Genomic DNA, 13,923 nt, shown 5'->3' with positions numbered 1-13,923 from the left:
GTGGCGAAGCTGAGAACTTAAGCGCCAGTAAACGGCGGTGGTAACTATAACCATCCTAAGGTAGCGAAATTCCTTGTCGGGTAAGTTCCGACCTGCACGAATGGCGTAACGACTTCTCGACTGTCTCAACCATAGGCCCGGTGAAATTGCACTACGAGTAAAGATGCTCGTTTCGCGCAGCAGGACGGAAAGACCCCGGGACCTTTACTACAGTTTGATATTGGTGTTCGGTTCGGCTTGTGTAGGATAGCTGGGAGACTTTGAAGCAGCCACGCCAGTGGTTGTGGAGTCGTCGTTGAAATACCAGTCTGGTCGTGCTGGATGTCTAACCTGGGTCCGTGATCCGGATCAGGGACAGTGTCTGATGGGTAGTTTAACTGGGGCGGTTGCCTCCTAAAGAGTAACGGAGGCGCCCAAAGGTTCCCTCAGCCTGGTTGGCAATCAGGTGTTGAGTGTAAGTGCACAAGGGAGCTTGACTGTGAGACCGACGGGTCGAGCAGGGACGAAAGTCGGGACTAGTGATCCGGCGGTGGCTTGTGGAAGCGCCGTCGCTCAACGGATAAAAGGTACCCCGGGGATAACAGGCTGATCTTCCCCAAGAGTCCATATCGACGGGATGGTTTGGCACCTCGATGTCGGCTCGTCGCATCCTGGGGCTGGAGTCGGTCCCAAGGGTTGGGCTGTTCGCCCATTAAAGCGGTACGCGAGCTGGGTTTAGAACGTCGTGAGACAGTTCGGTCCCTATCCGCTGTGCGCGTAGGAATATTGAGAAGGGCTGTCCCTAGTACGAGAGGACCGGGACGGACGAACCTCTGGTGTGCCAGTTGTCCTGCCAAGGGCATGGCTGGTTGGCTACGTTCGGGAGGGATAACCGCTGAAAGCATCTAAGCGGGAAGCCTGCTTCAAGATGAGTATTCCCACCCCCTTGAGGGGTTAAGGCTCCCAGTAGACGACTGGGTTGATAGGCCAGATCTGGAAGCCCGGTAACGGGTGGAGGTGACTGGTACTAATAGGCCGAGGGCTTGTCCTCAGTTGCTCGCGTCCACTGTGTTGGTTCTGAAACCACGAACAACCCCACGTTTGTCACAGAGCGTGGTGCGGTTGACAGTTTCATAGTGTTTCGGTGGTCATAGCGTGAGGGAAACGCCCGGTTACATTCCGAACCCGGAAGCTAAGCCTCACAGCGCCGATGGTACTGCAGGGGGGACCCTGTGGGAGAGTAGGACGCCGCCGAACAATTTTTGTGAAAACCCCCGTGCCGGGGATACCGGTACGGGGGTTTTCTGCGTTTAGGGTCTTTGTTATGCGCTACGACCTGATTATTTTCGACAACGACGGCGTCCTCGTGGACAGCGAGCCGATCTCCAACACCCTGCTGGCCGCCCATCTCACCGAACTGGGACACCCGACCTCGTACGAGGACTCCCTGCGGGACTACATGGGCTCCGCGATGCACCGCGTCCACGATCTCGTCCTGGAGCGCACCGGCCGGCGGTTGCCGGACGACTTCGACGACGTCTTCCACGCGCGGGTCTTCGCCGCCTTCGAACGGGAGCTGAAGCCCGTACCCGGTGCGGAGCAGGTGCTGGAGAAGCTGGCCGCGGACGGAGTGCCGTACTGCGTGGCCTCCTCCGGCAGCCATGAGCGCATCCGGGTCGGACACCGGACGACCGGACTCGACCGCTGGTTCGACGCATCGCGGGTCTTCAGCTCGCAGGACGTCGGACGGGGCAAGCCGGCCCCCGATCTGTTCCTCCACGCCGCCGAGCGCATGGGCGTACGGCCCGAGAGGTGCGCCGTCGTCGAGGACAGCCCGCTGGGCGTCCAGGCGGCCAACGCGGCCGGGATGGACGTGTACGGGTTCACCGCCATGACCCCCGCGGAGAGGCTGACCGGTGCCACCCAACTGTTCGCCGACATGGGCGAGTTGGCTGACCTGCTGGTATGACGGCACCCATCCGCGGGCGCTGACATTTGTCATGCCGAGCACCGGACGATCGTTTCTGTCGGAGGGAGGGGTCCGACCGCGAAGCTGAGTACATCGGAACGGGACGTACACAGCGACGACGGAGGGACCCGACCATGACCATCACCGCCACCGAGATCAGCACCGGCGAGACCACAGAGACCGCCCGCGCTGCCGGAGCGGGCGCGGTCACCCCGGAGAGCGCCGGCCCCCGGCCGAGCTTCCTGCCGCTGATCGTGGACGTGGCGGTGCCCGTCGGCTCGTACTACCTGCTGAAGAACGGGTTCGGGATGAGCACGATGGCCGCCCTCGGCTGGAGCAGTGTCGTGCCGGCCGTGCGGACCGTGTGGAGCGTGGTGAAGGAGCGCAGGGTCAACGCCCTGGCCGCGCTGATCCTGGTCGTCAACGTCGTCGGGCTCGCGCTCAGCCTGGTCGCCGGGGACCCGCGGCTGATGCTCGCGAAGGACAGTGGGGTCAGCAGCGTGATCGGGATCGGTGTCCTCGTGTCCGTGCGGCTAGGGCGGCCGATGATGACGCAGGGCATGAAGCCGTTCCTGGTGAAGGGTGACGCGGCGCGGGCCGCGGCCTGGAACCGGCTGGCGGCCGGGTCCGAGCCCTTCCGGAAGGCCGAGCGGACCTTCTCGCTGGTGTGGGGCACGGTCCTGCTCAGCGAGTGCGTCGCGAAGGCCGTGGGCGCCTACACGCTGCCGATCGACACCATGGTCTGGCTCGGCACGGTCGTCACGATCGCCTCGATGGTCCTCGCCTTCCTGGTCAGCGGCCGCTTCGCCGTCGTCCCGATGGAGAAGATGCTGGAGCACGAGCTCGCCGCCGGCGCCGGGACGCACGGCTGAACACCCCCTGGCGGCGGGCCCGTTCGGGTCCGCCACGAGGACCTCGGCCCTCCCTCGACGGTCCGCCCCCGAAGAGCTGAGCAAAATTCACCTTCGGCTTGATCTACCCACCGGTAAGCCGGGGCCCTACGCTCGCCGCCATGACAGATGTGCTGCGGCGCGGTAGGGCCTCTTTGGCGTTCAGTTTCTTCGCTCAGGGTGCCGCCTTCGCGCTGCTCGTGACGCGTATCCCGGCCATCCAGGACCGCTACGGGATCTCCGACGCGCTGCTGCCGTTGTTCCTGGCGGCCGTCCCGGTCCTCGCCGGGCTGGGCAGCGTCACCACCGAACATCTGGTCAAGCGCATACGCCCCAGCCGCATCCTGCGGTGGTCGCAGCCGGTGGTGCTGCTGGCCCTGCTCGGTGTCGGTGCCGGTGACCGGCTCGCCGAGGTGGCCGTCGCCCTCGGCGTCTTCGGTCTGGCGGTCGGGGGCCTCGACGCCTCGATGAACATGCTCGGGGTGAGCCTCCAGCGGTCGTACGGGCGCAGCATCATGCTCGGCTTCCACGCCGCGTACAGCCTGGGCGGGATCGTGGGCGCCTCGCTCGCGTGGGCCGGGGCGCACTGGCACCAGAGCCTCTTCGTGTCGTACCTGCCGGTCGTGCTGGTGCTGCTGCCGCTCGCCCTGGTCGGCAGCCGGTGGTACGTCGACGGGGGTACGGACGCGGACGGGACGGAGGACGCGCAGGCCGGTGCGGGTGCCGGGCCTCTCGTCTTCAAGCTGCTGCTGCCGCTGTGCCTGGTGATGACGTTCGCCTACATCGGGGACTCGACGGTCTCCAACTGGAGCGCGAAGTACCTCAAGGACGTACTGGGCAGCTCGGAGCAGATGGCGACCGTTCCGTACAACGTCTACATGGTGATGACGCTGGTCGGGCGGGCCGTCGGTGACTTCGGGGTGCGGCGCTTCGGGGCCGTGGCGGTGGTGCGGCTGGGTGCCGTGGTCGCCGCGCTCGGGTTCGGTGTGGTCGCCGTGGCACCGGGCGCCGGGGTGGGCATGCTCGGGTTCACGCTGCTGGGCCTCGGGCTGTGTGTGATCGTCCCGCAGACCTTCGCGGCCGCCGGGAGGCTCTTCCCCGGGGCGTCGGACACGGCGATCGCGCGGCTGAACATCTTCAACTACGTCGGCTTCCTGGTCGGGTCCCCGCTCGTGGGCGCGCTGGGTGACGCGTGGAACTACCGGGGCGCCATGCTCGTACCCATGGTCCTGGTCCTGGCGACCCTCGGGTACGCCCGCTCGTTCGAACCTCAACCGGACCGATACGGTGACGTGCATGAGCGGCCGCGCACAGCTGATGTGGGACCAGGCAGTAACGGCGTATGACTTCGGGCCGGACCATCCGATGGATCCGGTCCGGCTCCGGCTGACCCGGGGACTCGTCGATGCCTTCGGGCTCGACGGGGCCGTCGACGTCGTGGCGGCCAAGCCCGCCGGGGACTCGACGCTGCGGCTGGTGCACCGCGAGGACTACGTGGCGGCGGTCAAGGCCGCGTCCGCCGATCCCGCGTCGGCCGACCTCTCGTACGGCCTCGGGACCATGGACGATCCCGCGTTCGCCGGGATGCACGAGGTGTCCGCGCTGATCGCCGGGCAGTCCGTGGGGGCGGCGGAGGCCGTGTGGCGCGGGGAGGCGCTGCACGCGGTCAACTTCGCCGGCGGGCTGCACCACGCGATGCCGGGTGCCGCCTCGGGGTTCTGCGTCTACAACGACGCCGCTCTCGCGATCGCCCGGCTGCTGGAGCTGGGCGCCGAGCGGGTCGCGTACATCGATGTCGACGTGCACCACGGTGACGGGGTCCAGGCGGCCTTCTGGGAGGACCCGCGGGTCCTGACGATCTCGCTGCACGAGCATCCGCGGACGCTGTTCCCGCAGACGGGCTGGCCCGAGGAGACCGGGGCGGACAGCGCGGAGGGCACCGCCGTCAACGTGGCGCTGCCGGCGGGCACCGGGGACGCGGGCTGGCTGCGCGCCTTCCACTCCGTGGTGCCCGAGCTGATCGCCGACTTCCGGCCGCAGGTGCTGGTCACCCAGCACGGCGCCGACACGCACTTCGAGGACCCGCTCGCGCACCTGGCGGTCTCGCTCGACGCGCAGCGGGCGGTGCAGGCCGCCTGCCACGACCTGGCGCACACGTACGCCGACGGACGCTGGGTCGCGCTGGGTGGCGGCGGCTACGCGGTGGTGGAGGTGGTGCCGCGCTCCTGGACGCACCTCGTGGCCATCGCCGCGGGCCGTCCCGTCGAGCCCGAGACGGTGATCCCGGAGAGCTGGCGCCAGGAGGTCTTCGCCCGTACGCGGCAGCTGGCGCCGATGCGGATGACGGACGGCCGGTGGCCTGTGTCCTGGAAGGACTGGGAGGCGGGGTACGACCCGGCGGACCGGCTGGACCAGGCGATCGTGGCCACGCGCAAGGCCGTGTTCCCGCTGCGGGGCATGCTCCCGTAGGGCTCGCGCGGGCCATTAGCCCAACTGTGGGGCATATTCGGCATTTTGGGCATTGGGTACGGGTGGATGCGCCAGCCTGGCTGACGTGTTGAGCACCGGAGCCGTACGCGCGCATCTGCTGGCCGCCCGGCTCGCCGGGCCCGTGGCCACCTCGCGCGAGCAGAGCCTGCGCAGCTACCGGCTGTTCGCGGCCCGCGACCCCCGGCTGCTGCTCGGACTTGATCCCGAATGGGCCTGGTGCCAGCGGGATCTGATCGGGTTGATGGCCGACAAATGCGGAGTCTCGGCTGATCCGTCGCACACTTCGGGGCATGATGTGATCGACCCGGAGCGCACCCTGGCGGCCCTCGACGCCTTCGCGGAACGGCTCGGCGAAGCCGCCCGCCACCGTCACCCCGTGCTCCTCGGTACCGGTCACCCGCACCGTCTGATCGATTTCTACGCCGCGCTCGCGGACGCCCTGTCGTCGGCCGGATGTACCGTCCTCACCCCGGCGCAGGGTAGCTCTGTCGACATAACGACCCGGTTCGGTCTACGCACGTACAACCTCGACTACGTACAAGGTGTCGCGCTGGTGCGCGAACCGGAGGCGGCTGCCGCCGGTCGCACGACCGGCGCACACACCCATTCACCGCTCCCGGTTCGGACCGCTCTGGCCGCCGCCGCGGAGTGCGGGGACCCGCTCCCGAAGCTGGTCATCGGGGACCACGGATGGGTCTGCGGGGCAGGTCAGCTGGGGTTCGAGGCCATCGGGCTCGCCGATACGGACGATCCCGCGCTGTTCGTCGGAGAGGCAGAGGGGCGGGTGTCCGTCGTCGTTCCGCTTGATGACGCTGTGCGGTCTGATTACTACCGACCGCTTACTCGCTATGTACTCAATCGAGCGTGTCTGTCACAGTAGGCGGCCGATGGCATCCCCTCTTCCCCACTCGCATCACCCGCCCCTACATTGGGGAGTGAGTGCGCAACGACGAAGAGTCACCGGAAGGGGAAGCCGGTGGCCGTCGAGTGCGGAAGGTTCAGGTGTGACATGGCGGCAGGCGAGAGGCCTCTGAACGAGGTTCAGTTCCTTACCGTGGCCGAAGTGGCCTCGGTGATGCGAGTGTCGAAGATGACCGTGTACCGCTTGGTGCACAGCGGTCATCTGCCGGCGATCCGGGTGGGCAGGTCCTTCCGGGTGCCGGAGCAAGCGGTTCACGAGTACCTCCGTGAGAGCTATGTGGGGGTGGAGACCGCCTGACGGCGTTCCGGGAGACCGTTCGCGATCTCCCGGAATCACCTCGATTACGACCTCAGCTCTCGGGCGGGTAGGCTGGCCCCTCATAGGTCGTGTGGGCCCATGCAGCCCAGCACCGAGTAAAGAGAAGTGAGCGAGGGTAGTCGTGGGCTCTGTTATCAAGAAGCGGCGCAAGCGGATGGCGAAGAAGAAGCACCGCAAGCTGCTCAAGCGCACTCGCGTTCAGCGTCGCAACAAGAAGTAAGCGACGCCGCGGAAACGCGTACTGTGGCCTCTCACCGGCTGGTGAGAGGCCACACGCGTACCCGGCGGGGGAATCCCGCCCCGGGGGCCGGCCGAGGCGCCGTGGAGCCGACCGGGGACCTCCGCCGCGGCCGCGGAAACAGAAGCGGAGCCCCGAAAGACCGCTCGACCGTCGAACGTCTTCGGCCACACCTGCCACGCGGGCCTGTGGGCCGAATGGCTGGGTCTGGTCGTACGTCCATGGCTGTCGTCACTTCGTGCATCGGGCGGTCATCACAGCGCAACATCAACCCGCTAAGTTGGCCGGACACGGGGAACCCGGCAGTACGAGCGGAGCTACGTCCAGTTCTGGAAGGAAGGCGCTGATCTTGGGGAAGGTCGTGCTCGTGACCGGGGTGGCCCGGCAGCTCGGGGGCCGCTTCGTACGACGGATCCAGCGTGACCCGCAGGTGGACCGGGTGATCGCCGTCGACGCGGTACCGCCCGAGCACCACATCGGCGGGGCCGACTTCGTCCAGGCCGACATCCGCCAGCCCACCATCGCCCGGGTGCTCGCCGAGTACTCCGTCGACACGGTCGTGCACATGGACGTGACGGGTACGGCGCTGGGTTCCGGCAGCCGGACCACGGTCAAGGAGACCAACGTCATCGGCACCATGCAGCTGCTCGGCGCCTGCCAGAAGTCCCCGACGGTCAAGCGGCTCGTCGTGAAGTCCAGTACGAACGTCTACGGTTCGGCGCCCCGCGACCCCGCCGTCTTCACCGAGACCACCTCGCCCAAGTCGCTGCCCAGCGGCGGCTTCGCCAAGGACACGACCGAGGTCGAGGGCTACGTACGCGGCTTCGCGCGCCGCAGGCCCGACGTCGCCGTGTGCGTGCTGCGGTTCGCCAACATCCTCGGACCGAGCGCCGATTCGCCGCTCGCCTCGTACTTCTCGCTGCCCGTGCTGCCGACCGTGTTCGGCTACGACCCCCGGCTCCAGTTCGTCCACGAGAGCGATGTCATCGAGGTCCTGCGGCTCGCCTCGCACGAACCCCGGCGGGGCACCCTGAACAGCGGCACGTTCAACATCGCGGGCGACGGCGTCCTGCTGCTCTCGCAGTGCGCGCGGCGCCTCGGCCGGCCCACCGTCCCGCTGTTGCTGCCGGCCCTCAGCTGGGCCGGTACGGCCGTGCGTACCCTGGGAGTGACGGACTTCTCGCCGGAGCAGCTGCGGCTGCTCACGCACGGCCGGGTGGTCGCCACGGTGCAGATGCGCGAAACCCTGGGCTACCAGCCGAAGTACACGACGGCGGAGACGTTCGCGGACTTCGCCCAGAGCAGGGGTCCCGGACTCCTGCCCCCGGAGGCCCTTGCGGGGGCCGTGGACAAGATCGCCGCGCTGTCCGTACCGGACGGCGGCCACCCCCCGACGCAGAGCGCCAACTGAGGAGCGCATCAACGATGGCGGACGCCAAGGTCATTCCGTTCGACGACGACCGCTCGCGCGGGGCTGCGGTGCAGCGTCCGGCGCGGCGCCGGGCCGCGGGGAGCCGGCGCAAGGGTGATCCCGTGGTCGTACGCGAGGTCCAGCCCATGCCCGGACGGACCCTCCCGCAGGATGATGTTCCTGTGACACCGGAGGAACAGCCGCCCCGACAGCCCCAGAAGGCCGGCGCGAGCCTGGAGGAACGCATCGCGGGAGGCCTGTCCTTCCTGCGCCGCAGGCTCACGGGCGACTACGAGATCGACGAGTTCGGCTACGACCACGAGCTGACCGACCAGGTCCTCATGTCGCTGATCCGGCCGGTCTACGAGAAGTACTTCCGCGTCGAGGTGAAGGGCGTCGAGAACATCCCGGCCGACGGCGGTGCCCTGATCGTCGCCAACCACTCGGGCACCCTGCCGCTGGACGGCCTGATGATGCAGGTCGCCGTTCACGACAACCACCCGGCGAACCGGCATCTGCGTCTGCTCGCCGCCGACCTGGTGTTCATGCTGCCGGTGGTCAACGAGCTGGCCCGCAAGGCCGGACACACCCTGGCCTGCGCGGAGGACGCCGAGCGGCTGCTGGAGCGCGGTGAACTGGTCGGGGTGATGCCGGAGGGCTTCAAGGGCATCGGCAAGCCGTTCAGCGAGCGCTACAAGCTCCAGCGGTTCGGCCGGGGCGGCTTCGTCTCGACGGCGCTGCGCGCGGGCACCCCGATCATTCCGTGCTCGATCGTCGGGGCGGAGGAGATCTATCCGATGATCGGCAACGCGAAGACCCTCGCGCGGCTGCTGGGATTCCCGTACTTCCCGATCACCCCGACCTTCCCGTGGCTCGGCCCGCTCGGCGCGATCCCGCTGCCCACCAAGTGGACGATCCAGTTCGGCGAGCCGATCCGCACGGACGGCTATCCGCCGGAGGCGGCCGACGACCCGATGCTGATGTTCAACCTGACCGACCAGGTCAGGGAGCAGATCCAGCACACCCTGTACAAGCTGCTGGTGCAGCGCAGGAGTGTTTTCTTCTGATCATGCAGTTACGATTCTGTTGATCATGTCCTGATATGCCCGTACGTCGATGGGGGCGCCCTTCCCGAGGAGGGCGCCCCCATCGACGTACCGCGCTGGTCCGGTCAGTCGGTGTTCTGCGTGTCGATGCCGAGGCCCGGCAGGAGGCCGGGGAGCAGCGGCGGCAGGGTGACGTCGGGCGCGTTGGGCGCGCTGCTCCTGCTGCCGGAGCTGGACGACGGGGAGGAGCTGGTGTCGTCCTGCGGCGGGTCGAGCAGACCGCCGGTGCCGCCGCCGAGCAGGCCCTCGCTGCTGCTGCTCGAACTCGACGGCTTGGGCTTGCCGCTGCTGTGGCTCGCGTCCGCGGAGCTGCCGCCGGCGCTGGGCGTCGGGGTGTCCGTGCCCGGCGGGCGGGTGGACTCCTCGCTCCTGCCCCGGTGACGGCCGGTGCCCTGGGGGGCGGGCGACTTGGGCAGCAGCGGGTCGACCTCTTCGTCTATGGCCGCGAAGACCGACGAGACCTGGTCGCTGACGTCGCCGAGCTGCACGGGCAGCCGGTCACGCAGTGCGCCCCAGGCCTGGCGGTGGGACTGGGAGAAGGCGGACAGGGCCTGGATGGGGCCCAGTGAGCCGTCCCGTTCGTAGGCCTCGTGCAGCAGCCGGTGGCCCTCGGTGGCGTCGTGCTGCATGCCGGACAGGGCGCGGCGGACCTCACCCAGGGACTCGTGGTCCAGGTGTCCCGAGCGGCCCCGCTCCATCAGCCTGCGGGCTTCGCTCAGGCGGTTCGAGGCCTGGTCGAGGTAGAGCTCGCCCCGGTCGCTGTCGCCGTGGGCCAGGCCCAGCTTGATGTCCTCCATGCCGCGCTTGAGCCCGTAGAGCGAGTCGCCGGGCAGGGCGTCGGAGCTCGCGGCGGCCACACCGCCGAAGGCCCCGGCGGCCACGCCGACGGTGAGCCCGCCCGCGGCCAGTCCCTTGGACAGCCGTGACCGGGGGCGCAGCTTCCCCAGTCCGGTCGCCCGGTGCGAGCCCCTGGCCCGGGGGGACCGCTGTTCGGGCAGGGCACGGCCCGGACCCTCGCCTCCGGCGGCGGTGCCTTCTAGCAGCATGGCCTCCATCGCGGCGACGAGCTGGGCTCGCTGCACGATCTTGACCTCGGGGTCCAGCTCCGGTTGGGGCAGCTCGCCGAGACCGGTGGCGAGGGCCAACAGCAGCCCTTGCTCGGTCTGTTCCGCAGCAGCCCGTGACGGTGCCGACCCATCGGGCTGCTCGGCCGCCGTGCCCTGGTCGATCTCCTCCAGGGCCTGGGCGAAGGCGTTCGCCCGCCGGTGGGCCGATACGTTCGCGATCACTGGCGGCACCTCCTCTCGTCATGACGGTCGACTCCCCAGGGGGTCCTGAGGGTTGCACCCCCTGGCCGTGTGCACACGATCGGGTGATCGGCGCTGGCCAAGGCGTGACCACAGGGAGCCTGTATCCCGCACAACGAGCGTCACGGCACCTTGGTTACGGACGGCGGACACACAGACCGCTAAGTCAACAGACTTTCACGGAAGGTGAGTTGGGCGTCGCTGAGCGTGCGCGGGGCCCTGTGGTCGAAAGCGGGCTCAGCGCACGTCGTCGGGCAGGAGCCGGGCCAGGGTGCGGACGGCCCGGTACTGGAGGGTCTTGATCGCCCCCTCGTTCTTGCCCATCACCCGGGCGGTCTCGGCGACCGAGAGCCCCTGGAGGAAGCGGAGCGTCACACACTCCTGCTGCTGGGGGTTGAGCCGGCGCACCGCGTCGAGCAGTGCCGCGTTCGACAGCGACTCCAGGACGGAGTCCTCGGGGGACCGCTCGACCTCGTTGGCGTCGAGCATCTCGCCGGTGGTCACTTCCAGCCGGAAGCGGCTGGACTTGAAATGGTCGGCGACCAGGTTCCGGGCGATGGTCACGAGCCAGGCGCCGAAGTCACGGCCCTGCCAGGTGAAGGTGCCGATGCGCCGCAGTGCGCGCAGAAAGGTCTCACTGGTGAGGTCCTCGGCGGTCGCCTTGCCCCCCACCCGGTAGTAGATGTAGCGGTACACGGTGTCGCTGTACTGGTCGTAGAGCCGTCCGAAGGCGTCGGCCTCGCCGGCCTGGGCGCGCTCCACGAGATCCATCATCCGGGCGCTGTCGCTGTCCGCGGCCGGACGGCGTGCGGTGGTGGCCGAGCCCGAGCGGCCCCGCCGGCCGACCGTCGCGTTGCCGTCGGCCAGGGCATAGCAAGGTCCGACGGGTGCGGCGAGGGCGAAGGCGGGGACGGCGTACGCGGTGGGGACGAAGCCGCGCAGACGGTCCAGGACCGTTGCGCGCAGCGTAGCCAGGCCCGAGGCGTCAACCCCGACGTGTGAGTACACGGGACTCCCAGAGGCAGAGCTTCCATCACGTGCAGTGCGGGACCTTTCACCCGTCGTAGCGACGGAGGGGTACCGGTTTGCGTCTGAGGAGAATAACGCTTCGTACAGGCAGCACTACACCCAGTTGCTAAAATCATCGATTACGACGCTTTTGGCACGGATCGATGCCCGTTCAAGTACGGGTCGGTGATCGCTTGTTGATCGGATGGGTTCGTGTTCCGTCTGAGTACAGAGCGTGTTGTGCACGCCTGCGGAGAGCGCGACTGAGTCGCCCACGACATGGGTAGGACCATGTGATTGCCTGCCGGAGCGGCGCTCAACCCCCAGGTCCGGACAGGTTTTCGCCCCCTCCGCCCCTACCCGACCCGCACCCGGGGCTCCGCCCCGGACCCCGCTCCTCAAGCGCCGGAGGGGCTGAACCTTTCGCCGGAACCGAAACGTGGACGCACCCGCAGCCGGGTACGCATCGTCGGGGCCGTGCCGGTACGTCGATGGCCGTCGCCACCGACGCCCACACCTCACCCAACGGCGACGGCCTGATGCACCGGCACGGCCCCGACCCACCCACCGGACCGACCCCGCGAGCGAGCGAGCGAGCTAGCGACGCCGTCGGTGCAGTGCGATCGCCGCCGCCGTGCCGCCGGCCACCGCTCCGACCCCGGCCGCCGCGGGAATCCCGACCTTCGCGGCCTTGCGCGCGGTGCGGTAGTCCCGCAGCCGCCAGTCGAAGTCCCGCGCGTGCTTGCGCAGTTTCGAGTCCGGGTTGATCGCGTAGGGGTGCCCGACCAGCGAGAGCATCGGGATGTCGTTGTGCGAGTCGCTGTACGCGGCGCACCGGGACAGGTCCAGGCTCTCCGCGGCCGCCAGCGCCCGTACGGCCTCCGCCTTCGCCGGCCCGTGCAGCGGTTCGCCGACCAGTTTCCCGGTGTAGATCCCGTCCACCGACTCCGCGACCGTACCGAGCGCACCCGTCAGCCCGAGCCGCCGCGCGATCACCGTGGCGATCTCCACCGGCGCCGCCGTGACGAGCCACACCTTCTGTCCGGCGTCCAGGTGCGCCTGGGCCAGCGCCCGCGTCCCGGGCCAGATCCGCTCGGCCATGTACTCGTCGTAGATCTCCTCGCCGATCGACATCAGCTCGGAGACCCGGTGGCCCTTGACGATCGACAGCGCGGAGTCGCGCGCCTCCTGCATGTGCTCGGGGTCCTCGACCCCGGCCAGCCGGAACCACGCCTGCTGCCAGGCGAACTTCGCGAGGTCGCGGGTCTCGAAGAACTTCCGCTTGTACAGCCCGCGCCCGAAGTGGAAGAGGGCGGCACCCTGCATCACGGTGTTGTCGAGATCGAAGAACGCGGCGGCCTTGTCGTCGCCGAGCACCGGGAAGACGGGTTCCTCCACGGCGTCCGGTGGCGCCTGTTCTTCGAGTTCCTGGAGTTCCTGCGAGGACTTGCGCGCTGCCTCTGCCGAGGCCTCGCCTGCCAACACGCTCCGCGCGGTCGCGGAGCGCCTACGGGGAGTGAGCCATCCGAGAGCGGCCATGTCGTGAGCATAGCCAGTCTGTTCGGTGCTTCCGGAGTCGAGAGGATTCGACGCTGTGAACTCTCCGCGGCCATGCCGTTAAACGACCGGTTCCGGACCCCGCCGGCGCGGCGGACCGGCCCGTGCCCCGGGCGTGCCCACGGGGGTGCCGGGGGCGGGAGAATGGCGGGCATGAGCCCCATGTTCCGGCGCAGCAACCGCCGTACGGAGAGCAAGGCGCCCGCGGAGCACCTGGTCACGCTGATCAGGAAGCCCGGGTGTCATCTGTGTGATGACGCACAGGAAGTGATCGAGAGGGTGTGCGGTGATCTCGGGGTCCCCTGGGAGGGGAAGGACATCACCGAGGACGAGGAACTGCACCGCCAGTACTGGGAGCAGATCCCGGTCGTGCTGGTGGACGGCGCCCAGCACACCTTCTGGCGTGTGAACGAGGAACGCCTTCGCAAAGCCCTCGCGCCGTGAGCGGTGCGCGACGACTCCGATCGCGCCTGTGACGTACCCCGACTGTGACCTGACCGAGCAGCCCAAGGTGTCCGGAAAGTCGCCTAGGATCGACGGCGATTGGTCTCGGGGGCGGGATTCGTTGAGGAGCGTGTGCGGTTTTGCCCCCTTCAGGTGCGGAACGGAGTCGTCCGCGCGCCGGTTCCATACGGGCGCGCCGGGCATGCGTGACCCCGGTCACGTTGGCCGGGCAAATCGGACACCGTCTTTGTGCACGCGTTCACAAAGACATAGCCTGCATTCGA

General features: G+C 68.5%; 13 protein-coding genes and 2 rRNA genes. 12 read left to right on the top strand and 3 right to left on the bottom strand.

The window, feature by feature from the left end; translation table 11 throughout:
- The 11 genes from ACFWI4_RS11765 to ACFWI4_RS11715 form a co-directional block, all read left to right on the top strand.
- Positions 1-1,030 (top strand): 23S ribosomal RNA (locus tag ACFWI4_RS11765); the annotation flags it as partial.
- A gap of 89 nt (positions 1,031-1,119) precedes the next feature.
- Positions 1,120-1,236 (top strand): 5S ribosomal RNA (rrf, locus tag ACFWI4_RS11760).
- 67 nt (positions 1,237-1,303) lie between these two features.
- Positions 1,304-1,948 (top strand): HAD family hydrolase, encoded by a 645-nt coding sequence (locus ACFWI4_RS11755; protein ID WP_385408639.1) that lies wholly within the window; start codon positions 1,304-1,306, stop codon positions 1,946-1,948.
- 134 nt (positions 1,949-2,082) lie between these two features.
- Complete coding sequence (locus ACFWI4_RS11750; RefSeq protein WP_387194007.1) at positions 2,083-2,820, top strand: VC0807 family protein; 738 nt, start codon at positions 2,083-2,085, stop codon at positions 2,818-2,820.
- 140 nt (positions 2,821-2,960) lie between these two features.
- Positions 2,961-4,184 (top strand): MFS transporter, encoded by a 1,224-nt coding sequence (locus ACFWI4_RS11745; RefSeq protein ID WP_387194004.1) that lies wholly within the window; start codon positions 2,961-2,963, stop codon positions 4,182-4,184.
- Positions 4,135-5,307, top strand: coding sequence for an acetoin utilization protein AcuC (locus tag ACFWI4_RS11740; RefSeq protein ID WP_387194001.1), 1,173 nt, complete (start codon positions 4,135-4,137; stop codon positions 5,305-5,307). The genes ACFWI4_RS11745 and ACFWI4_RS11740 overlap by 50 nt, the downstream gene beginning before the upstream one ends.
- An 85-nt stretch (positions 5,308-5,392) precedes the next feature.
- On the top strand, positions 5,393-6,208 hold the full coding sequence (locus tag ACFWI4_RS11735; protein ID WP_387193998.1) for a phosphatase: 816 nt from the start codon (positions 5,393-5,395) through the stop codon (positions 6,206-6,208).
- Positions 6,209-6,337: 129 nt separating this feature from the next.
- Positions 6,338-6,547 carry a helix-turn-helix domain-containing protein gene (locus tag ACFWI4_RS11730; protein ID WP_093781815.1) on the top strand — a complete coding sequence of 70 codons (210 nt, stop codon included), beginning with the start codon at positions 6,338-6,340 and terminating at the stop codon, positions 6,545-6,547.
- A 142-nt stretch (positions 6,548-6,689) separates the two neighbouring features.
- Entirely contained in the window at positions 6,690-6,788 is a 99-nt protein-coding gene (locus ACFWI4_RS11725) for a 30S ribosomal protein bS22 (RefSeq protein WP_003948845.1), read from the top strand.
- 367 nt (positions 6,789-7,155) lie between these two features.
- Entirely contained in the window at positions 7,156-8,217 is a 1,062-nt protein-coding gene (locus tag ACFWI4_RS11720) for an NAD-dependent epimerase/dehydratase family protein (protein ID WP_387193995.1), read from the top strand.
- 14 nt (positions 8,218-8,231) lie between these two features.
- Positions 8,232-9,284 (top strand): lysophospholipid acyltransferase family protein, encoded by a 1,053-nt coding sequence (locus ACFWI4_RS11715; RefSeq protein ID WP_385408651.1) that lies wholly within the window; start codon positions 8,232-8,234, stop codon positions 9,282-9,284.
- Between the two features lie 104 nt (positions 9,285-9,388).
- Here ACFWI4_RS11715 and ACFWI4_RS11710 read toward each other — a convergent pair whose 3' ends face one another.
- From ACFWI4_RS11710 to ACFWI4_RS11700, 3 genes are all read right to left on the bottom strand, one after another.
- The gene (locus tag ACFWI4_RS11710; RefSeq protein ID WP_387193991.1) at positions 9,389-10,612 is read right to left on the bottom strand and encodes a DUF5667 domain-containing protein; all 1,224 of its coding nucleotides are present in this window, start codon (positions 10,610-10,612) and stop codon (positions 9,389-9,391) included.
- A 255-nt stretch (positions 10,613-10,867) separates the two neighbouring features.
- Positions 10,868-11,638 carry an ECF subfamily RNA polymerase sigma factor, BldN family gene (locus tag ACFWI4_RS11705; RefSeq protein ID WP_385408655.1) on the bottom strand — a complete coding sequence of 257 codons (771 nt, stop codon included), beginning with the start codon at positions 11,636-11,638 and terminating at the stop codon, positions 10,868-10,870.
- 597 nt (positions 11,639-12,235) lie between these two features.
- Complete coding sequence (locus ACFWI4_RS11700; protein ID WP_385408657.1) at positions 12,236-13,177, bottom strand: HAD family hydrolase; 942 nt, start codon at positions 13,175-13,177, stop codon at positions 12,236-12,238.
- Positions 13,178-13,339: 162 nt separating this feature from the next.
- Between ACFWI4_RS11700 and ACFWI4_RS11695 the strand changes: the two genes are divergently transcribed.
- A complete protein-coding gene (locus tag ACFWI4_RS11695) occupies positions 13,340-13,639 on the top strand; it encodes a glutaredoxin family protein (protein WP_387193988.1) in 300 nt (99 codons plus the stop codon).
- Positions 13,640-13,923 lie beyond the last annotated feature (284 nt).

It is taken from the genome of Streptomyces sp. NPDC127038 (assembly GCF_042725875.1).
In the GTDB taxonomy this organism is placed as follows: domain Bacteria; phylum Actinomycetota; class Actinomycetes; order Streptomycetales; family Streptomycetaceae; genus Streptomyces.
Note: the sequence above shows the minus strand (reverse complement) of the source record. Positions and strands in the feature narration are given on the sequence as shown.

Bases quoted from the DNA above. Each gene is read 5' to 3' on its own strand.
- ACFWI4_RS11715 (WP_385408651.1), top strand. From the start codon at position 8,232: ATGGCGGACGCCAAGGTCATTCCGTTCGACGACGACCGCTCGCGCGGG.
- ACFWI4_RS11695 (WP_387193988.1), top strand. From the start codon at position 13,340: ATGGCGGGCATGAGCCCCATGTTCCGGCGCAGCAACCGCCGTACGGAG.
- ACFWI4_RS11700 (WP_385408657.1), bottom strand. From the start codon at position 13,177: ATGGCCGCTCTCGGATGGCTCACTCCCCGTAGGCGCTCCGCGACCGCG.
- ACFWI4_RS11745 (WP_387194004.1), top strand. From the start codon at position 2,961: ATGACAGATGTGCTGCGGCGCGGTAGGGCCTCTTTGGCGTTCAGTTTC.
- ACFWI4_RS11750 (WP_387194007.1), top strand. From the start codon at position 2,083: ATGACCATCACCGCCACCGAGATCAGCACCGGCGAGACCACAGAGACC.
- ACFWI4_RS11730 (WP_093781815.1), top strand. From the start codon at position 6,338: ATGGCGGCAGGCGAGAGGCCTCTGAACGAGGTTCAGTTCCTTACCGTG.
- ACFWI4_RS11740 (WP_387194001.1), top strand. From the start codon at position 4,135: ATGAGCGGCCGCGCACAGCTGATGTGGGACCAGGCAGTAACGGCGTAT.
- ACFWI4_RS11755 (WP_385408639.1), top strand. From the start codon at position 1,304: ATGCGCTACGACCTGATTATTTTCGACAACGACGGCGTCCTCGTGGAC.